The 20,545-nt window shown below is 30.1% G+C and carries 15 protein-coding genes, 6 tRNA genes and 1 rRNA gene; 2 read left to right on the top strand and 20 right to left on the bottom strand.

Going from position 1 to position 20,545, the window contains the following annotated elements; all coding sequences use genetic code 11:
- Nucleotides 1-16 precede the first annotated feature (16 nt).
- From QMG30_RS23185 to QMG30_RS23165, 5 genes are all read right to left on the bottom strand, one after another.
- A complete protein-coding gene (locus QMG30_RS23185; RefSeq protein ID WP_281819501.1) occupies nt 17-907 on the bottom strand; it encodes a carbohydrate ABC transporter permease in 891 nt (296 codons plus the stop codon).
- A gap of 37 nt (nt 908-944) precedes the next feature.
- Nucleotides 945-1,904, bottom strand: a complete 960-nt coding sequence (locus QMG30_RS23180; protein WP_281819500.1) for an ABC transporter permease — start codon at nt 1,902-1,904, stop codon at nt 945-947.
- Between the two features lie 42 nt (nt 1,905-1,946).
- On the bottom strand, nt 1,947-4,907 hold the full coding sequence (locus tag QMG30_RS23175; protein WP_281819499.1) for an endo-beta-N-acetylglucosaminidase: 2,961 nt from the start codon (nt 4,905-4,907) through the stop codon (nt 1,947-1,949).
- 198 nt (nt 4,908-5,105) lie between these two features.
- Nucleotides 5,106-6,689, bottom strand: a complete 1,584-nt coding sequence (locus tag QMG30_RS23170) for a response regulator transcription factor (RefSeq protein WP_281819498.1) — start codon at nt 6,687-6,689, stop codon at nt 5,106-5,108.
- A gap of 16 nt (nt 6,690-6,705) precedes the next feature.
- Nucleotides 6,706-8,505 carry a sensor histidine kinase gene (locus tag QMG30_RS23165; RefSeq protein WP_281819497.1) on the bottom strand — a complete coding sequence of 600 codons (1,800 nt, stop codon included), beginning with the start codon at nt 8,503-8,505 and terminating at the stop codon, nt 6,706-6,708.
- 306 nt (nt 8,506-8,811) lie between these two features.
- Between QMG30_RS23165 and pheA the strand changes: the two genes are divergently transcribed.
- Nucleotides 8,812-9,633 carry a prephenate dehydratase gene (pheA, locus tag QMG30_RS23160; protein WP_281819495.1) on the top strand — a complete coding sequence of 274 codons (822 nt, stop codon included), beginning with the start codon at nt 8,812-8,814 and terminating at the stop codon, nt 9,631-9,633.
- A 401-nt stretch (nt 9,634-10,034) separates the two neighbouring features.
- Nucleotides 10,035-10,643: a hypothetical protein gene (locus QMG30_RS23155; protein WP_281819493.1), complete on the top strand. Its 609-nt coding sequence runs from the start codon at nt 10,035-10,037 to the stop codon at nt 10,641-10,643.
- 9 nt (nt 10,644-10,652) lie between these two features.
- Here QMG30_RS23155 and QMG30_RS23150 read toward each other — a convergent pair whose 3' ends face one another.
- The 15 genes from QMG30_RS23150 to QMG30_RS23080 all read right to left on the bottom strand — a co-directional run.
- Complete coding sequence (locus QMG30_RS23150; RefSeq protein ID WP_281819491.1) at nt 10,653-11,360, bottom strand: 3'-5' exonuclease; 708 nt, start codon at nt 11,358-11,360, stop codon at nt 10,653-10,655.
- Nucleotides 11,361-11,401: 41 nt separating this feature from the next.
- Nucleotides 11,402-11,800 (bottom strand): Hpt domain-containing protein, encoded by a 399-nt coding sequence (locus tag QMG30_RS23145; protein ID WP_281819489.1) that lies wholly within the window; start codon nt 11,798-11,800, stop codon nt 11,402-11,404.
- Nucleotides 11,793-12,416 carry a uridine kinase gene (gene udk, locus QMG30_RS23140; protein ID WP_491851253.1) on the bottom strand — a complete coding sequence of 208 codons (624 nt, stop codon included), beginning with the start codon at nt 12,414-12,416 and terminating at the stop codon, nt 11,793-11,795. The genes QMG30_RS23145 and udk overlap by 8 nt, the downstream gene beginning before the upstream one ends.
- 174 nt (nt 12,417-12,590) lie before the next feature.
- On the bottom strand, nt 12,591-13,247 hold the full coding sequence (gene nth, locus QMG30_RS23135; RefSeq protein WP_281819486.1) for an endonuclease III: 657 nt from the start codon (nt 13,245-13,247) through the stop codon (nt 12,591-12,593).
- Nucleotides 13,248-13,312: 65 nt separating this feature from the next.
- Nucleotides 13,313-15,058 carry a B12-binding domain-containing radical SAM protein gene (locus QMG30_RS23130; RefSeq protein WP_281819485.1) on the bottom strand — a complete coding sequence of 582 codons (1,746 nt, stop codon included), beginning with the start codon at nt 15,056-15,058 and terminating at the stop codon, nt 13,313-13,315.
- Between the two features lie 62 nt (nt 15,059-15,120).
- Nucleotides 15,121-17,724 carry a DUF5050 domain-containing protein gene (locus QMG30_RS23125; RefSeq protein WP_281819484.1) on the bottom strand — a complete coding sequence of 868 codons (2,604 nt, stop codon included), beginning with the start codon at nt 17,722-17,724 and terminating at the stop codon, nt 15,121-15,123.
- A 192-nt stretch (nt 17,725-17,916) separates the two neighbouring features.
- Nucleotides 17,917-18,426: a L,D-transpeptidase gene (locus QMG30_RS23120; RefSeq protein WP_281819483.1), complete on the bottom strand. Its 510-nt coding sequence runs from the start codon at nt 18,424-18,426 to the stop codon at nt 17,917-17,919.
- Nucleotides 18,427-18,528: 102 nt separating this feature from the next.
- Nucleotides 18,529-19,125 carry a superoxide dismutase gene (locus tag QMG30_RS23115; RefSeq protein ID WP_281819482.1) on the bottom strand — a complete coding sequence of 199 codons (597 nt, stop codon included), beginning with the start codon at nt 19,123-19,125 and terminating at the stop codon, nt 18,529-18,531.
- 144 nt (nt 19,126-19,269) lie between these two features.
- Nucleotides 19,270-19,341, bottom strand: a tRNA-Gln gene (locus tag QMG30_RS23110).
- A 26-nt stretch (nt 19,342-19,367) separates the two neighbouring features.
- Nucleotides 19,368-19,439, bottom strand: a tRNA-Gly gene (locus QMG30_RS23105).
- 5 nt (nt 19,440-19,444) lie between these two features.
- Nucleotides 19,445-19,515: transfer RNA gene (locus tag QMG30_RS23100), tRNA-Gly, on the bottom strand.
- A 14-nt stretch (nt 19,516-19,529) separates the two neighbouring features.
- Nucleotides 19,530-19,605 (bottom strand) — tRNA-Phe (locus tag QMG30_RS23095).
- A 60-nt stretch (nt 19,606-19,665) separates the two neighbouring features.
- A tRNA-Leu gene (locus QMG30_RS23090) sits at nt 19,666-19,751 on the bottom strand.
- 26 nt (nt 19,752-19,777) lie between these two features.
- Nucleotides 19,778-19,859, bottom strand: a tRNA-Tyr gene (locus tag QMG30_RS23085).
- A gap of 154 nt (nt 19,860-20,013) precedes the next feature.
- Nucleotides 20,014-20,545 (bottom strand): 16S ribosomal RNA (locus QMG30_RS23080); the annotation flags it as partial.

Raw genomic sequence — 20,545 nt, 5'->3', positions numbered from 1 at the left:
TTATTATAATCTTTTTCTAACCTTTTATTGACCCTATCATTACACCTTTAACGAAATATTTTTGTAGAAAAGGATATATACACACTATCGGTAAAGTTATTATCATTAAAAATGCCATTCTTAAGGCCTCAGGAGTTGTTTTAGCACGATTTATATTATAATTCATTCTATTCGTGTCAGTAGCTTGTTCGAAGTTAGTCTCGCTCAGTATCTTCTGTAATATAGTAGCTGCTGGTTTCAATTTCTTATCAGATACGAAAAATGCACCAACAAACCAATCATTCCAATGACCAACACCATAAAATAATGTTATGGTAGCAATCATAGGAAGAGAAAGTGGTAAATATATTTTTAGAAATATCTTTAACTCCCCACACCCATCTATAGTAGCAGACTCCCTCAACTCATTTGGAATCGTCTGAAAATAAGTTCTCATTATGATAATATTAAAAAATTGGTATAGATAAGGTAAAATGTATATCCATATACTACTAGTCAAACGTAGACTTCGAAGAAGTATGAAAAATGGTATTAATCCTCCTGTAAAAATTGTAGTGAAGAAGAAGAAAAAAGTTATGATTCCTCTTCCTGGTAAATCTTTTCTCGAAAGTGCATATCCTGCTAAAGCTGTTAGAAAAACACATAAAAAAGTTCCAACAACAGTACGAAAGATAGTAACTCCAAAGGCATTTAGTATTAATGGGTCTTCAAAAGCTTTTATATAATTATCGAATGTGAAAACTCTAGGCCAAAAATATAATCCTCCCTTAAGCGCATCATATCCATCATTTAAAGATAAAATCAATATATAGAAAAATGGATAGAATGTAATAAATCCCAGTAAACTCAAAAGAGTATAATTAATAATTTTAAATACTTTTTCTCCTGTAGACGGTTTCTCAACCATATAAAATCACTCCTATCATTGTCATAGTACAAAAAGGCTACCAAAGAGATGTATTGGATACTTTTTTAGCTATTTTATTGGTAACAACAATTAATATCAGCGATACAATAGACTGAAACAATCCAACTACAGTTGCATAACTATATTGACCTTGTTGTAATCCTACTTTGACTGAATACGTCTCTAATACCTCAGATACAGGTATCGTAGGTGGCTGCTGGAACAATATGATCTGTTCATATCCGGCCTTCAACAAACCACTCATGCTAAGTATAAATAATATCCCTACAGTAGGCATTATTGCCGGTAAAGTTATATGTATAAGCCTTTTCCATTTACCTGCCCCGTCTATTGCCGAAGCTTCATATAGCATAGGATCAATACTACTAAGAGCTGCCAGGTAGATTATTGAGTTGAACCCAATATTCTTCCATATGTCAGATGAAATAATCACAATGTAGAACCATTTGGCAAATCCTAAAAAGAATATTGGTTCCTCACCCATAGCCATTCTCAAATCATTGAAAAGTCCCTGATGAGGAGACAAGAATTTACTGAATATAGTAGCTACCACTACCCATGAAACAAAATATGGCAAATAAGTTACTGTCTGTATTACTCTTTTGAATTTATTAATCCTTACTTCATTAAGCATTAATGCTAAAATAATTGGTGCTGGAAAACCTATTATCAATTTGAGGAAACTTATTACGAAAGAATTTCTGATCAAAAGTTCAAATTGAAAATAATCAAAAAACTTTTTAACATATTTTAATCCAACCCAAGGGCTCATGAGAATTCCAGTATCGAATCTAAAATCTTTAAATGCAAGAGTTACTCCATACATTGGTATATAACCAAAAACAAAGTAAAATGTAATCGCAGGTAATAAGAATAAATACAGGATTTTGTATTTTTTAATTCTTTTCCATACTAATTTTCTTTTATTCCTTTTTTCTAATTTATTTTTTGGTATTTTTGCTGTCATTGTCTTCATTATTTCCCCCCTAGATCTACTGTTACATAAAAGAGACTGCTATTAGAAGAAACTTGTCTTGAAAATTGATATACTGTTGCACTCAGTTGAACCATTGCTATTAGTAGCTATAACTTTCCAATAATAATTTGTTAACCTACTTAATGTCATATTAGAAATATAATTACTACTTGTTATATTAGCTACATCTATCTCAGGGCTTGAAAAATCACTATTATCATCAACAATGATTTGATAACTTGATGCATTAACTGAATCCTGCCAATCAAAAGAAGTATTACCACGTGATATCCATCTTGCATTATTAGTAGGGGCTATTAGATTAAAACTTTCTGGTAACGATGATGAAGGATTATCCGTATAACCCATAACTTGAAATTCATAAATACGCGCTGCCGAATCTCCTCCTGCATCTATTATATAAAGTCTCACATATCTTGCAGTCACTAAAGCTATAGCGTGACTTCTTATGCCTGATGTATTTCCTTTAACATCAACAACATCTGTCCAAACAGAACCATCATTGCTGACTTGAATCTTATAATCCCTAGTATTGTATCCTGGACCTTCTCCACCTGCTTCTGCATGCTTAACAACAAATTCGCTGATTGTATATTCCATACCAAGATCTACAACTAGCCAATGTGGTTCAGCACCTGTTGCACACCACTTAGTATCAACTACATCATCAACTGCTAAGTCTGGATTTTCTCCTTGAACAAAAGTATCAGCAGTGGCATTTTTAGAAACCGCGACATTACTTACTGTTATATCATTAGAAACAACAATTAATTCCTCTTTCATCTCAACATCTTCACCTATTGCATTACTTGCTGTTAAAGAAACACTATAAACACCTTCGGTACTATAAGTAACTTGAGGATTATCTTCACTACTACTTGATGGTGTACCACCTGTAAAATCCCATATAATCGATTCTGCAGCTTCTGTTGAATCATTATAGAATGTTATAGATTCGTTAGGTTCAATTAAAGTCTTGCTTACTGTAAAATCAGCTATAGGTGCAGGATATTCAGGCCACTCAAAACTTACACTAGTTCCCTGCCCATGATTATAATTATCATCAAGTGCTACTACTTCTAGAGTTGTTTCGGTTTCATAACCATCCCGTCTCATTTCTGACACATAATATGCATTATTAGGTGTTGCTCCAATAAATTCCTTAGTACCATCTGATTTTACCCTATAAATTTCATATACTTCTATGTCTCCATCTAGTTTATCCCATGTTAACCTAGCATCTGCATAGAGTCCTTCTCTAATATCTTGATCGATAATTGATAGATTAGAAACTTGTTGAGGTAATTCAGAATCTATATTTCTTATAGCTATCTGGCCTATGTTGATTTCATAATCAGGTATTTCAACATCACTATCAAAATCTAATGATATCTGTCCAATATTTCTACCCATATATTGATCTAAAGATACTGTTTTAGTGGTCCACTCACCACAAATAGCTGAACCTATATCAATATGACTAAACTCATTATTATCTGTAAATAAAATCCCTACCTTTATATGTGATTGATCTATTGGCGTTTTGTAAGTTATTGATAATTCTGTATTAGATTCCACAGGCAAGTTAGTTTTATATAATCTTAGTTGAGTTGCATTCTCATGATTTAAATTACCACTCACTTTTAATGAACTACCTCCGTAATATGCTGTTTCCCAATCAATGCTAGGATTTAATGGAGTACCTGTACTATCTGCAATCCATCTCCATGTCGGTAGAACATCCTGTAAACTTCTATTATTCCAATCTCTCTGCCTTTTAACTTCACCATTTATGGCATATATATGACCATTGCCAGTATTGAAATTAGTTGTAAATGGCAAACTGTCTATTGAAGACTTTGCAATTATGTAGTGAGCGATACCTTTCCAATAATCTGTTGTTTGAGTATTCCTTGGATCACTATATTTACCAACCCAGAAGCGATTAGCTCTATCATAGAAATCCTTCATATCAGAAGCACTTCTGAATGTCCAATCAGGTCTATACATACCTAATGAAGTTTTAGCTTCTTGACCTTCAGGGAAAATACCTTCCCATTCAACATAAAATTGACTGTCAGGTTCATTATATCCATTTGCTTCAGTATACACTCCTGCATATACGTCATATTGACTTCTACCTAGACTAACTGCTTTATCCCTTGAAGATGACATATCATTCCACCAATAATTAGTAAAGAAGCCATTAGTCACTATATCATTACCATCTTGGAAAAACATTTCATTATTGCTAGTTAGAGCATTTTCATATTGAATACTTCCATTACTACTCATCGAATCATACCAATGAAGTTCCATTCCTTCTGGCTTGTTTTCTTGAAAATATTTCATGAATGCTTGCATTTGTTCTGCATCCTCTTTGGTTGCACCTTGAGTCTCTTCATGCATGAACCATCCGTCGAATTTATAATATTCGGCAACTTCTATAAGTTTGTCTGCCCCTTTATATACTCCTGTTGGTTCTTCTTTTATCACTTCTCTTACCCATTGAAGTTTGCCCCCATAGTAATCTGGCTGGAAATTAACACATCCTAAAACTTTAACACCATTTTTATGAGCGGCATCAATAACATCTGCACTTGGTGTTACTATAATACCTTCAGATGCTGAACCACCCCACATTACTAATGAATCAACATACTGCCAGTAATTAAATGTATACCTTTCAAATATATCTGAGCCTTGTGATGGATTATCACTGGTACTGGGATTCATGGTAGCGAATATTTGTACTTTAGGTTCTGACATAGCATTACTATTAACCCCATCTCCTGTAAATCTATCTGCCAAAGGTATAGTTCCTCTATTGAACCTAGCATCTTCATCGTTTTCGGGAGTCCATTCTAGTAATTCATTTGGATACCAATAAGAGGCATAAGGTTGTTTTGCATTAATATTTTGTGTCCCCATACATAATGTCATAAATAAAACCATAAGTAATAAAACCCTTAATTTCTTCATCACATATCCTTTCTTATATTTATTTTTCATGAATTAATTATATAAGAATCCCAATTATAATATAATGGACTTTTCTTTAAATCTATTTGGACAAATCTCTAATCTTTAAGAATAAAGAGCTACGCCTAAAAGATTTCAAGGTAAATAGAAAGTAGCACTTTCCTATTTAATAAAAAATGAGGCCAATAAAATATATTATTAAGCCCCGTTTCTATACTCCATAGGAGTATAATTGTATTCTTTTTTAAATACCCTATAGAAATATTGAATATCATTGTACCCTACACTTTTCGCTATATCTTCAATACTGATATCTGTCTCTCTAAGCATTCTACATGCATGGTTCAATCTTTTCATAGTTATGTATTTCGTACATGTCATCCCTAATTGTTCTTTGAATATTGTAGAAAAATAATTTGAATTAATGCCATATAATGAAGATAAGCTTTTGACACTAATTTTTTCTTCGTAATGCATATCAATATATTTAGTTATTTGATTAATGAGTTCTCTACAATTTATAGGATTCTTTTTATTTTCTGTAAGTGTGTTCTCAATTAATTTATATAGATATACAGGAATATCTTCCAAATTGTTTGCATAATTCATAATATCATACTGTGATAAATCATAATCCATGATGTTTTCCATATCCAGCCCTTTTTGATTGACTGTCTCATAGATTATATTAACCACCTCTGAATATAGAAAATACAAATTATTTACGTTTGATTTATTGAATCTATTTTTTGAGAATATATCTAATAACAATACTTTCACATTCTTCATATATCCTCTTTCAAGATTTTTTTTAATTAATTTAAGCTCATCTTTTGGAAATGTGAATTCATTAGATACGTTAACATATTCTTCCGTATAAATTTTGTTAAGACCATATATAAGTCTTAAATCAAGAGCTTTTTTTGCAGATTTATATAGCTCATCATTGATTCTATCTAATATGGAACTAATGCCTATAGTTTTAGTTATCATAGCTGATTCCAAACATTCATAGAATATTTTTTTACTTACCCTATTACTTGTTGATTTCACATTATTCTTATCACCCCACACTAATATAAATATCTGATTCAATATATAAATGTTGTTAAATGCACAATAGTTGTCATAATGGATATTATTAACCAGATAATCAAATATATTTTTTTTGACTTCATTGATATCATAATACTTATTTTTATTTTCATCTTTTGTATTAAAATTGATATTCAATATTATTAATTTGAATTTACTACTGTTATACATACTAGGATATTTCTCTTGTAAAAAAGCACTACTCTTATCATGAGACTTAAACAGTGTATTTATTTCTTTTTCATATTGTAATTTATCATTGAATATTTTTATGTTAATATTCTCTTTTGACAAATTATTATATTGCTTCTTCTCTTCAATATGAGCTACTGCTTTACTAAGGGCTGTTATAAGATCTTCTTCTGTTGTAGGCTTCAAAAGATAACTTTTCACCCCCATATTTATTGCTGCTTCTGCATAACGAAACTCAGAATACCCACTTATGATGATGAATTCTATTTCTTCATTTAAATTCTTTACTTTTCTTATTAATTCGATACCATTCATATCCGGCATACATATATCTGTTATTATTATATCAATATGTTTTTCTTCAATGATTTCAAGAGCATCAATACCATTTTTTGCATCATATATCATATCAAATGGTACATCAATTTTTTTAAGCTTATGCACAATACCTTTACGAATCCATTTTTCATCTTCAACAACTAATAAAGAATACATGTCGATTCCCCCTACATTATAAATATATAGGTAATTTTAAAATTACTTTTGTCCCTTTACCTATAAGACTATTTATCTTTATTCCATATTCTTCTCCACATGTCATTTTTATTCGCAGATTCACATTTCTTAATCCTATACTCTTACCACTACCCTGTATTTGATTAAATGCCATATCATTAATAAAATTATTTATTTTCAGTACAACTTCTTCGTCCATTCCCAAACCATCATCAGCAACTATCATTACCAGACATTCATTGATGACTTTAGCATCTATACTAATTATACCTTTTTCCTTGTTATTGAATCCATATTTTATTGAATTCTCGACAATTGGCTGCAGAATGAATTTAAGTATTTTGTACTCTTCCACTTCTTTTATGACATTGGAAACAAGAGTATATTTATTTTCGAATCTAATGTTTTGAATGTCAATATAATTTCTTATGTGCTTTTCTTCTTGTGATAGCATAACAAATTCTTCTGAATCTTTGTTAAGTGAGTATCTAAACATTTCCCCCAGCTTTTGACTCATAATACATATCTCGTCGCAATCATAAATCTCTGCAATATAATTAATGGATTCTAATGTATTGTAAAGGAAATGAGGATTTATTTGAAATTGGAGAGCAACCAATTCAGCTTCCCTTTTTTCAATTTTTTCTATATAATTTTCTCTAATAAGAGATTTTATCTTTTCTATTGACCCATTGAAATAAGTATTCAGTTCTCCAATTTCATCTGCGCCAGTAACATTTTCAGTTATCTCCAGATCTCCTTTCTGTACTTTTAGCATTTTCCTGTATAATATTTGAATCCTGCTAGAGAATTTCTTGGAAAATAGTATGGTTATTAAAATAAATAGCAATGTGACTATGATTCCATATAAAATAATACTCTTTGTCTCATTTTCTAAAACTTTATAGATAGATGAATAATGTGTTATGAAATAGATTTTCCATTTATATCTATTTATGTTCTTATGAAATACTAAATCTTTATTATCAATTACTTCTTTATGAATAGTCACTGACTTATCATCTACATCAATGGAGTTAATTGTTTTGAGTCCACTTTCTCTATATTGGGAATCTCCTTCATAATATACTAACTCATTTTCATCATTCAATATGTACAAGCTATTTCTATAATCATTATCACTATTGGTATTCAATCCAAATAGTTCATTATCCAATATATCTATTTTCAATAATCCTATTGTATCCCAATTATCACTAGCTACGTCAATTATAGGTCTTACTATAGAAACTATTTTTTCATCTAACGTTGGAACTTCATAGAAAAAACTAATGAAATCTTTACTTCCTATATCTATCTTGTTCCCCCAAGATTCTTCATTTAACACACTTACATTAGAAACACTATGACCATCCCTTGGGAAATTAGGATCTAATGAATATAACATTATATTGTATATACCGTTTACTCTCTTACTTTTATACATGATATCTATATTTCTAGATATTTTTTCATGTACCTGATTTACATCTTTTTGCTGCCATTTATCAGCTTGAGATAAAATTTTTTGTACTGAATCATTAACAATAATTCCCCAAGTCAAATTATCAAATACATTAAGTTTAAATTGAATACCATCTATGTATTTGTTGAATAATTGTTCGCTGCTCTGAAATAATTGGTGTTCCACCTGTTTATGCGTATTATTATATGATGATATACTGAAAGTAAGTATTGGTATCATTCCAATAAAAATAATATATAACATCAATTTGTAAAATATTTTCATATTACTTATTCGTTGACAAATCTTTTTACTAATTTCTTTTATCATTTCTCTCACCATATTATTAATTTTCACTCACTATAATTATAAATTACTATTCAATATTTTTCAATAATTGACTATTCTTATAAATTATAGTATATGCTATACTAATAAATTATTATATAATGACTAAAACTAAATACATAAACATTTGACTTTATGATGATGATTCTGTATATTTATAAATTAATATCATATTTTTATTCGCCAAGAACAAAAAACTATGTCATATAAAAGATTTCAAGTGAAATAGGAGTTACGTACTAACTTGTACTTAATACTAATGAATATCTAACAGAATGGAGTGATATGATGACAAAATTACAAGTAGGCTTTCAAGGAGTGAAAGGTGCATTCAGCGAAGAAGCATTGTATAATTATTTTGGTGAAGAAGTAAATACGACAGCTGTAAAGAACTTTGAAGATATTTGTATTTCTCTAGAAAAAGGTTCTATCGATTATGGTGTCCTTCCTATAGAAAATTCTTCCACAGGTGCAATCTCCGATGTTTATGATTTAATCAACAAATATAATTGCTTCATCGTAGGAGAAACCCACGTAAAAGTTAATCACAACCTTATGGGAATAGATGGCTGCACTATAGATGATATAAAAGAATTATATTCTCACCCACAAGCATTTGAACAAAGTAAAGATTTTTTAAATAAATATAACTGGAAACTCGTACCTTATTACAATACTGCCAAAAGCGCTGAATACGTTATGAAAAAAGGTAAAAAACATATAGCCGCCATAGGTAGTAAAAAAGCTGCGAAACTATATAATCTTAATATATTGGCACCTAACATCAATTCGAATAACACTAATACAACACGTTTCATAATACTAGGCAAAGAACTTATCGTTAATGATGAATGTAATAAAATAAGCGTAGTATTATCCACAGAACATAAAGCAGGAGCGTTATATAGTGTTTTGAAACATTTCGCCGAAAATAATATCAATATGTTAAAAATAGAATCAAGACCTCGAGGAAATACCCCTTGGGAGTATAATTTCTATATCGATTTCGAAGGAAATATTGAAAATAAGATAATTAAAAAAGCCCTTGATAAAATGGCTCTGGATTCTCATCATTTTAAGATTCTTGGCAATTATAAGCAATTCATCTAATTATATATCCTTTAAATCAAATACAATATTTTATAATTATAACTAAGAGTGTTGAATAAACTAATTATCAACACTCTATTACATATTAATCCACTTACTAATGAAATTACTGACAAACAAAAATTTAATGTCAATCGAGTTATGAAATAAATGGAGCTAATGCTAATACAACAGCACTACCTATCATAATAGCAGTTATTACGATTGCTACACCTTTCATGAATTTCTTACTTCTAAATATATTCATCTTCTTCCCTCCAATTATGAGTAATTTATCCTTTTTGATTTATATGCATAGTATTTTATATTCATAAACATTGAGTTACTATCAATTATATATTATAATAACACTAATAGTCAAAAGATAAAAGAAATTATTTTTGGCAAATGGAGCTGATGTAATGAGGATACCAATATTTCTAATATCATTTTTCATATTGTGCATATATGTAAAAGTTAAAATCATCAAAAGCACCAAAGAGGATAAAAAAAGCAACAAAGCTTTTTGGGATAGAGAAGAGAAAGCAATGTTTGTCAGAAAAAAAAGTTTAGAAAATCTAAATTACATACTTATTAATAAAAACGATCTACCTATTTTTGAAAAAAGTAGCTGTTGTACTGAAATATATAATATTCAGAATAAGGTTCTAAACCTATTGGAACATAAGATAGTCAATCTCAATGGTAAAACTAATACAGATCTAAAGATGGAGTATGGTACAGCTAATTTAGATACTCTTATTACATATGAAAACAATTATAATATACTGGTAAGGAACCTTTACAAATGGGGTAAATTATTGCATGAAAGCAATAAAATAGATGAGGCAATACAAGTACTTGAAACTGGTGTCAACATTAATACTGATATAAGTAATCATTATATTTTACTTGGAAAATTGTATAAAACAAAAAAAGATACTGAGAGCTTTAATTCTTTATATTCTCATGTTAATGAAACTAGATTCATTCTTAAGGATAAAATATTAAACGCTCTAAGCTCTTTATAATTGTATATGTCATCTTGCTCTTCCATATGTATTTATTATATTGTCTATAGCCCTGCTGGCTTCATTTTTTGTTAAATCATTAATCTGCTTATCAAGTATTACATTATGTTTCTTCAATAATGCTGCTAGATAAGCTTTCTGTTTGTATGTGATAGCAGATAGTTTTTTAGGTTTCCAAAGAATAGGTTTCGGAACGAACAAATCTTCATTACCCTCATAATAATCCATTTTCAGTTGATTGTATAACTCATATGTAGCATAAGCATCATTAAATGCTCGATGTCCATTAAGATAATCTATATTATAATAGTCACATAAACATCCTAATTTTCTGCTTGGTAAATCGTTCAAGACCTTCCTTGAAATAGTTAATGTATCCAATGCCTTTTTCTCAAATGACAAATTCAGTTTCTGCGCATTAGCCTTAATAAAGCTAAAATCAAATTTTATATTATGCCCGAGTATATCGAATCCCCTACAGAAATCAATAAAATCTGGCAAAATAAAATTAATTGTAGGTTCATTTCTAACCAAATCATTAGTAATACCAGTTAATGAAACTATATTATCAGGTATATTAGTCTCCGGATTAATAAGTTGATTGAATTTTTCTACCACCTCATTATCAACTACCTTAACTGCTCCAATTTCTGTAATCCTATTATCTATTGGACTTATACCTGTAGTTTCTATATCAAACACCACAAAGTTCTTCATAATTACACCTCAAGACTACTGTTCATAATATTTTTTAATAGTTAATAATCAATACAATCCAATATACTATTAATATCATTGAGAACTAAACTGATCTCGTGTTTGAATTCATCAAGCAATTGTATGTAGTTATTATCATTGTTTATATAAGAAAACTCCAGCTTTCTAGATATTATTTCTAGATTATTGGCACCAAGATTTCCACATACTCCTTTTAGACTATGTGCTAATATTCTTGCTTCATTATAATTTTTTTCTCTACATAGTTCTATTAATACCTCATATGCATCATTATATTTATTCTTAAATCCTACTAAAATAATCTTATATAATTTAATTGAATCCCCCAATTTACTCAGAGCACTATTGTAATCAATATTATCAGTATTAACATCAATAATACACACTCTAAATACCTCTCTTTTTTTAAGTTCACTCATTAAGAAGTGCTCTAATCTTATCAATGAGCATTGAACATGCTACTTCGTTATAACCACCTTCTGGTATAATAATATCAGCATGCTTTTTACTTGGTTCTACAAATTCTTCATGCATAATCTTTACAGTATTAAGATACTGACTTATGACAGAATCGAGACTTCTTCCTCTTTCTTTTACGTCTCTTAAGATTCTCCTTATAATTCTTACATCAGCATCAGTATCAACATACACTTTGATATCCAACAAATCTCTAAGATCTTTGTTCTCAAATAATAAAATACCTTCTAGTATAATAACCTTTTTAGGTTCTACGGTCACTGTTTCCTTTTCCCTTGTATGCTTTACGAAACTATAAACAGGACGTTTAATAGATAAACCGTTCTTCAGTTTACTTAAGTCATCAATCAATATGTCAGTATCAAAAGCCTTAGGATGATCATAATTAAGTAATTTCCTTTTTTCAATATCAAGATCAGAATTAGCTTTGTAATAATAGTCATGTGTCAATGTAACTACTTCATTACCCAAAACGTCTCTTAACTTGTTTACCAAAGTTGTTTTTCCTGAACCAGTACCTCCAGCAATGCCAATAATTATTGGTTTCTCCATATTCATCCTCCCTATCTTACTTTATCTTATATTATGAATAATAAATCATATTTTATTTTATATTCTTTTAAATGTATTAATACAAATCCAACTAAGAAAGTAATTTGAATTCAACTTTCATAACCTTAATTATAGTATCATGATTTATATATTTTTACAATATTTACTGATGATTGGAATTTAATCATCTATAGTGCTAATCATGTTCTCGAGACCAGTCTTACAATATGGCAATAAAAAACATCTTTCACATTTTGGACTTCTAGCTGTACATATAGCCCGTCCATGTGCAATTACCTGGGTATTATATCTAATCCAATGCTCTTTCGGTAGAATTTCCATTAAATCAAATTCTATTTTAACAGGATCAGTATTTTCAGTAAATCCTACCTTCTTGGATATTCTCTTTACATGTGTATCTACAACTATACTTGGAATATCATATATATTTCCCCTTATGACATTAGCAGTCTTCCTTCCTACCCCTTGAAGTTTGATCAGCTCTTCAATATCTTTTGGAACTTGTCCACCATGCTGTTCTAATAGTGTCCTACAACAACCTATAATATTTTTAGCCTTGTTTCTGTAAAATCCTGTAGATCTAATGTCTTGTTCCAGTTCAGCTATATCAGCTTCAGCAAAGTCTTTAACAGAAGTATATTTCCTAAATAAATCTTTTGTCACTATATTGACTCTATCGTCAGTACATTGAGCACTTAATATAGTAGCTATAAGTAATTGCCAAGGATTTTTATGATCTAAATAACATTTTATATCCTTAGGATAATTCTCATCTAATAAGTTAAGAACCTTTTTTACTATCTTATTGTTTGCCATAAAAAATCTTCCTTTCTAATTCCATTTCCTGGGAAATATATCCATTTCCTGGGAAATATTGGAAATTATAATTTTACTTGAACATACTTAGCATTATTTCTGAATACGTCCCTATTATGGTAATCAAATAATACAGCTGTTTCATCATTTTTAATGGGTTGATCAAAATCATGAGACCACTTAATAATATTAATAGGAAATATTTCTAGGTGAGTCATTCTACTAATCTGCTTGGAAGTATAGTTACTATAATCTGGCAAGAACTTAAGGATATTATTTTCATCTTTATAAAATTCAATGATATCTTCTCTAAAATCATTACTACGTTCCAACCAATAAGGATATTTCTTAACTTTTTCTTGTAGATACATATCAAATTTAAGAATTTCTTTAATATTATCATCATCTTTTTCTACTTCATCATAATAAAATTCCAATAAGATAGTGTAGAGTTTAATTTTATTATGATTAATCTCATGATATTTATTTCTCAACCAATAACGAGCTAATTTTTCATACAGATCGAAAGGATCAGAAAAATATCTCTCCATATATTTTATAGCAAAATAGAAATTTCCGCTATTATAATATATTTCCACCATTTCCTCTATCATCTTTAATTTCAAAACATCATCATATGATAATTCCTTGGTTTTAAGTACTTCATAAGGTGCTTTATCTTTATAGATTATTCCATATTTCCCAACATCTTGTTTCAATCCAGATCCTTTCAATACTTTTAAAAACCCTAATTGCAGCTGTTGTGGTTCTAATTTATAGACATCATTAAAAGACCTGCCAAAAGAATTATAGTCTTCCCCTGGAAGTCCTGCTATAAGATCCAAATGTTGATGTATATTATTTCCTTGATTAATCTTACTAACTACTCCCGAAAGTCTTTCGAAATTTGTTTTTCTCTTAATGTTATTTATAGTTGTTTCATTAGTAGACTGTACTCCCACTTCAAGTTGGAACAGACCTGGTCTAACCTTAGATAGAAATTCTATGGTTTCATCGTCTAATAGATCTCCAGAAATTTCAAAGTGAAAGTTAGTGAATCCGTTATCATGTTCATAGAGATATTTCCAAATCCCTAATGCATGTTTTTTATTACAATTAAAAGTTCTATCCACAAATTTAACTTGTACAACTCTAGCATCAAGAAAACATTGTAGTTCCTTTAACACTAATGATAGACTTCTAAGCCTTACACCTTTTTCAATTGAAGATAGACAGTACTGACAGTTAAAAGGGCAACCCCTCGATGATTCATAATATATGATCTTGTTTTGAAATTCACTGAACCCATTATCGTATACAAAAGGTATATCATCCAATCCTAAGGGAATACGATACTCATTAACAAGTAGTTCTTTACCTTTTCTATAGATAATACCAGATGTAGAATCTAAGTTTCCTTCTCCGTCAATATAATATTTCATCAAGTCATTAAACGTTGCTTCTCCTTCTCCCACTACGACTATATCTATTTCCTTGTATTCGTTCATAAGATCAACCGTATCATATGATACTTCAGGACCTCCTAGAACAATAAGCGTATCAGGTGAAATCTTTTTATAATCCTTCACTAATGATTTAACTATCTCTATATTCCAGATATAACATGAAATAGTTAATATATCTGGTTTTTTCTTATATATCTCCTGTAATATAAAATCATAATGATTATTTATAGTATATTCTACTGTTTCAATGTTATCTTTATAATAAGTACAGTATTTTTGTAAATATCTTATAGCTAAGTTAGAATGAATAAACTTAGCATTGATTCCCACTAGAAGTACATTCATTTAAAAAGTCCTTTCCATTCTCATTCTTTATAATGATAAAGCCCCAGTTAAGGGGCTACTATTTATTGTAAACTTTTTTTAACTGTTTTATAATTATCGCCATCATGGATTGATATATATAATACATCCCCAACTAGTGAAAAATAATCAACTTCTCTATCATAAATCTTAGTCGTTTTCCCATTTTTCATATTGTATAAGTTAATACCTTCAAAATTGTAATATAGCTTATTATTCACAACAACCAAATCACTAAGTGATATCTGTTTATTGACAACAACTTCTTTTGTATTATCTTCAATATTTCTCTTCATGATGATTCCTTTAAAACTATCTTCCTGACTTATACTCAAATAATATAAATCGTTTTTATTAGCATATATGAATTCACTATACGTCTTAGAAAGAATCTGTTTATCTGAACCATCCAACTTGACTCTTACCAATCTTTTATTGGTGTTCTGGTAATATATCCAGTCATCAACTATATCTTCCAGATTACTACTATCAGAAACTATAGCAGATTCATTACAATTTTCTAAATTCTTTTTCCATATATAACCATCTGTCGAATCATCTAGGGAATAATATAAATTATCTCCTATAACTTTGAATGATATATTATATATTGTAGGGTCAGTAAATGAAACTATGTTTTTGACAGTCTCATCTTTAACATTTATTCTATCAATATATGTGGTAAAATTAATATTTTTAACTGATTCAATACCAGTATAATATATATAATCTCCATCAATCTGGAAGTCATTAACCCATTTATCAACTATAAGTTTTATCTCGTTAGTATAAACATTATATTTATATAGATAGCCCATATAACCGTCAACCTTATACACGAAATACTTCCATTTCTTGTCTATTTGCTTTTCCAAGTCAAAATAAACATCAAATTTCAAATCTTCTAGGTACTTTTCTATAGTATAATAATTTCCTCCTTCTGATGCTACACTCATATACAATTTTCCATCTATTATTTCCATATCTGTATAAGCCATGCTAATAATATCTAGGAATTCACCTTCTGATTTATAATTATTTATTCTATATAACAGATTAGCTCCATTTTTTTCTATATAATATATACTATCATCATTTGCGTAAATATCAACTACTATATTTTCTGTAATATTAACATTTTCAGTACCATCATTTTTTATTTTGTATAATTTACCATTATCGTTCTCATTTTTATAATAAATAGTATCTTCTGATATATCATATATAGTAGTAAAAACATCAATATACTTACATTCACCTTTAGATATGGAATCATATATACCTATTCTTTTTTTGTTGTCTATAAAATAAATTGTACTGCCAGATTGTTTTAGGTTGCTAACAGGTATATCAGTTATCTTATTAGTGACATTTTTGTATAAATCCAAATAATATAACTTATATTCGTTATCCATATCTGTATAATAGATAGTATTATTATAAATTATGAATGAACCAACCATTTTATCGATTATCAATTGTTTTTGATTATTTTTGATGTCGTATGAATACAATTTCTTATCTTTTGCATCAGTGTAATAGACTATGCCATTATTTGTATCGAATATATTAATAGCAATGTCGGAAATCTTTTTACCCATATCTCCACCAACAACCTCAAAAAGTTTGTATGTGGAGTTTTCATTACTATCCAAGTTTTCACAGTTCTTAGACAAAATTCTATCATCTACTTTGATATACATCTTATGGTGGAATTCTCCACCAGTTCCTATGAAAATCTCTTTTTCAGATAAGTCGCATTTAACTTTCCATATTCTATTTTGTCCATAGAAATATAGATAGCAGTCTTTTTCATAAAAATTTTTCAGACCTTTTTCTAAGAATAATTCATCTTTTTTTCCATCATAGCTATTGATTTTATACAAGTATTCATCTTGATTATAATATATGACATCATCAACTACATAGATATTGTTAACATCCAGATCAAATAATTGTGTTTCATTACTTCCATCTAAATTGCAACTATACATTTTGTTATCATAATAGTAAATTCTATCACTACTAATACTAAAATCAGTATAATTACCTTCTAATAATTGAAATGAATTCTTTCCATCACTATCAACACTAAATAATCCCTGATTGGTACTGTAATAAATAGTTTCATTATAATAATTAAGTTTATAGATTTCATTTTCTGATGAAATAATCTTGGTATTGAGTGATCCATCTTTTTGCATTCTGTAGATATTATTTTCATATATATAAAAAATGTAATCTTCACTTGTACAGAATGAATTTATATCTTCTTCAGATAATATTTCTTTGTCGGTTCCATCCCATTTGATTCTGGCTAATTTTGCAGGAGTATACTTACTATTAGTATCAATATAATAAATCCAGTTATCTAGACTTCTTATACCCTCAAATACAGCATCTGTTATCTTAGTAAGATTGGTACCATCAGTTTTCATCCTATAGATTTTATAATTATCATCAGGATTACCGAAGTATACCCACTCATTAAAATTAATCTCTGAATTATCATTTTCCAAATTATTTTTTTTATCATTTGTCATATCATTATCCACAACAGTCACATCTGTTTTTTTGGTGTTTCCACAGCCTGCTAGAACAAAGGAACAAAGGACCATCAGAATAATTATATATTTAATTATTTTCAATTTTATTTCCCCCTAAATAATTAGGTTCTTGTATCTAGTTATTTAGTACTATTTTTTAATATTATATTATTGTATCATATAGATTTTACAATTATATTAACTTTTAATTATTATTTTAATCTTTATCAATTTTATTTGATTTTAAACTGCTTATTTAGTTTTATAGTAACATATTTTACCATATTTGCAAGCCTAATCATGAATAATAACTGTAGTTCCATCAGGGACGTTATCATAAAACCATTTGGCATCTTCTTCTGATAGTCTAATACAACCGTGACTTGCTGGTTTCCCTAATTTTTCCTTTTCTTCTTCAATAATATTCCACTCTTTATCTCTTGGAATACTATGGAATAAGTACTGTTCTGTTATCCTTACCCAATATTTGGCTCCTTCTTTGAATCTCTCAGAATAAAACCATAATCCTCTATTTTCTAATTCAAAGGTTCCCAAAAGGGTAGGTTCTTCTTTTGTTCCCCCTGAGCATATCATTTCTTTTATTATTTCATTATCCTCTCTAACAATAACTTTATGTTCGTCTTCTTTTAGAGCTACTTCTACCCATAGCCCCTCTACCATATCTTCAATAACTTTATCATTAATTACATATCTACTTTCTATTTTTGTTTCTGCTTTATTACATGAAGATATTATGCCTATAAATATAATTAAAACAACTAATAAAAATACATTTCTTAGCATGATACAACCTCTAAATATTTAGTTACCTAATTATATTCATGCATAAAAATAATAGAATCGCAAAAAGTCTATTCATGTACTTACAAATTCATATATTCATTTTTATCTATAGGCAACTGTTTTAGCTGTTTCTAAGCGTTTATTAACGACATCCCAATTAATATTATCAAAGAAAACCTTAATATATTCTTTTCTGTCAATGCCAAAATCAATCATATATGCATGTTCATATACATCCAGAACCAGTATAGGTTTACCGTTATATACTGTTCCATCATCATGACTGTCCTGTCCAATAATCCTAAGTTTACCATTATAATCACCTTGTATCAGAACAACCCATCCACGCATACTAAGTCCTGTATTAGTGAACATTTCCACAAAGTTATCATATGAACCGAAATCTCTATTAATCATATCTAATATCCTGCCATATATTTTAGGCTTTTTACCTGTTATATTACCAAAATATAGTTGATGTAATATAATACCATTCAGTGAAAACGATTCGCCTTTTTTCAATGATCTTAATGTGCTATAAGTTGCACTAGGATTCTCATAGTTCTCTTTATCTTTTAACAAATTGTTGATTTCCGCAAATTTATTAACATATCCTTCGTATAGAGCATAATGCTCTTCTAACTGTTTTTTTGAAATACCATCTACAGTATTGAAATTAAAGACTTGAGGTTTGTACATTTACTTCACCTTTTTAGCTTATTACAATTATTATATGCCCTAAGCCAATAACTATTGTATGTCCCAAAAGAATCTATGTAGAATGCAGTTAACTTATTATTATTATACATTTCCAAAAAAAAAGATACTATCGTATCTTTTTAACTGGGTAGGCAGGATTCGAACCTACGCATACTAGAGTCAAAGTCTAGTGCCTTACCGCTTGGCGACTACCCACTATTATTAATTTTTTAGAATAAAAAAGCGCGAGACGGGATTCGAACCCGCGACCCTCGCCTTGGCAAGGCGATGCTCTACCACTGAGCCACTCACGCATGAAAGCGGGTGATGGGAATCGAACCCACGTATCCAGCTTGGAAGGCTGGTGTTCTACCATTGAACTACACCCGCATATTAAATTTAATTGGTGCCCAGAGGCGGAATCGAACCACCGACACGAGGATTTTCAGTCCTCTGCTCTACCGACTGAGCTATCTGGGCTTCTTGAATCAGCAAAACCAATTCTACCAGATACAAAAACATTTGTCAAACACTTTTTAATGCCGGAGACCGGAATCGAACCGGTACGATCTTTAAGGACCGCAGGATTTTAAGTCCTGTGCGTCTGCCAGTTCCGCCACTCCGGCATAAAGAATATATTTCAATTCTTTAATGGAGGGAGAAGGATTCGAACCTTCGAAGGCTGAGCCAACAGATTTACAGTCTGCCCCCTTTGGCCACTCGGGAACCCCTCCATAAGAACATGATATATAATATCATATTTCTAAAAAATGTCAATAGTTTTTTGCTTTTTTTCAGCAGTTAAGTAATAGTATATTATACAATTTAACCAAGTAATCCTTTAATTATTATAAAGAAAAACCTCAGTTTTTGCTTTATTTTCCTTAGAAAGGAGGTGATCCAGCCGCACCTTCCGATACGGCTACCTTGTTACGACTTCACCCTAGTCATCGGCTTCACCTTCGACAGCTCTCTCTTTACAGTTGAGTCACTGGCTTCGGGCGCTTCCAACTCCCATGGTGTGACGGGCGGTGTGTACAAGGCCCGGGAACGTATTCACCGCGACATTCTGATTCGCGATTACTAGCGATTCCAACTTCATGTAGTCGAGTTGCAGACTACAATCCGAACTGGGACGGCTTTTTTGGGGTTTGCTCCGTGTCACCACTTCGCTTCCCTTTGTCGCCGCCATTGTAGCACGTGTGTAGCCCAAATCATAAGGGGCATGATGATTTGACGTCATCCCCACCTTCCTCCGAGTTGTCCCCGGCAGTCTCTCTAGAGTCCCCAACATTACTTGCTGGCTACTAAAGATAAGGGTTGCGCTCGTTGCGGGACTTAACCCAACATCTCACGACACGAGCTGACGACAACCATGCACCACCTGTCTCTTCTGTCCCGAAGGAAAGTTTCAATTACG

Source organism: Vallitalea longa, from assembly GCF_027923465.1.
Classification (GTDB): domain Bacteria; phylum Bacillota; class Clostridia; order Lachnospirales; family Vallitaleaceae; genus Vallitalea; species Vallitalea longa.
The sequence above is the reverse complement of the archived record's forward strand: the minus strand, read 5'-3'. Positions and strand labels throughout refer to the sequence as shown.

What these genes read in the sequence shown, in the direction of transcription:
- QMG30_RS23185 (WP_281819501.1), bottom strand. Translation starts at nt 907, where the DNA reads ATGGTTGAGAAACCGTCTACAGGAGAAAAAGTATTTAAAATTATTAAT.
- QMG30_RS23180 (WP_281819500.1), bottom strand. Translation starts at nt 1,904, where the DNA reads ATGAAGACAATGACAGCAAAAATACCAAAAAATAAATTAGAAAAAAGG.
- QMG30_RS23175 (WP_281819499.1), bottom strand. Translation starts at nt 4,907, where the DNA reads ATGAAGAAATTAAGGGTTTTATTACTTATGGTTTTATTTATGACATTA.
- QMG30_RS23170 (WP_281819498.1), bottom strand. Translation starts at nt 6,689, where the DNA reads ATGTATTCTTTATTAGTTGTTGAAGATGAAAAATGGATTCGTAAAGGT.
- QMG30_RS23165 (WP_281819497.1), bottom strand. Translation starts at nt 8,505, where the DNA reads ATGATAAAAGAAATTAGTAAAAAGATTTGTCAACGAATAAGTAATATG.
- pheA (WP_281819495.1), top strand. Translation starts at nt 8,812, where the DNA reads ATGACAAAATTACAAGTAGGCTTTCAAGGAGTGAAAGGTGCATTCAGC.
- QMG30_RS23155 (WP_281819493.1), top strand. Translation starts at nt 10,035, where the DNA reads ATGAGGATACCAATATTTCTAATATCATTTTTCATATTGTGCATATAT.
- QMG30_RS23150 (WP_281819491.1), bottom strand. Translation starts at nt 11,360, where the DNA reads ATGAAGAACTTTGTGGTGTTTGATATAGAAACTACAGGTATAAGTCCA.
- QMG30_RS23145 (WP_281819489.1), bottom strand. Translation starts at nt 11,800, where the DNA reads ATGAGTGAACTTAAAAAAAGAGAGGTATTTAGAGTGTGTATTATTGAT.
- udk (WP_491851253.1), bottom strand. Translation starts at nt 12,416, where the DNA reads ATGAATATGGAGAAACCAATAATTATTGGCATTGCTGGAGGTACTGGT.
- nth (WP_281819486.1), bottom strand. Translation starts at nt 13,247, where the DNA reads ATGGCAAACAATAAGATAGTAAAAAAGGTTCTTAACTTATTAGATGAG.
- QMG30_RS23130 (WP_281819485.1), bottom strand. Translation starts at nt 15,058, where the DNA reads ATGAATGTACTTCTAGTGGGAATCAATGCTAAGTTTATTCATTCTAAC.
- QMG30_RS23120 (WP_281819483.1), bottom strand. Translation starts at nt 18,426, where the DNA reads ATGCTAAGAAATGTATTTTTATTAGTTGTTTTAATTATATTTATAGGC.
- QMG30_RS23115 (WP_281819482.1), bottom strand. Translation starts at nt 19,125, where the DNA reads ATGTACAAACCTCAAGTCTTTAATTTCAATACTGTAGATGGTATTTCA.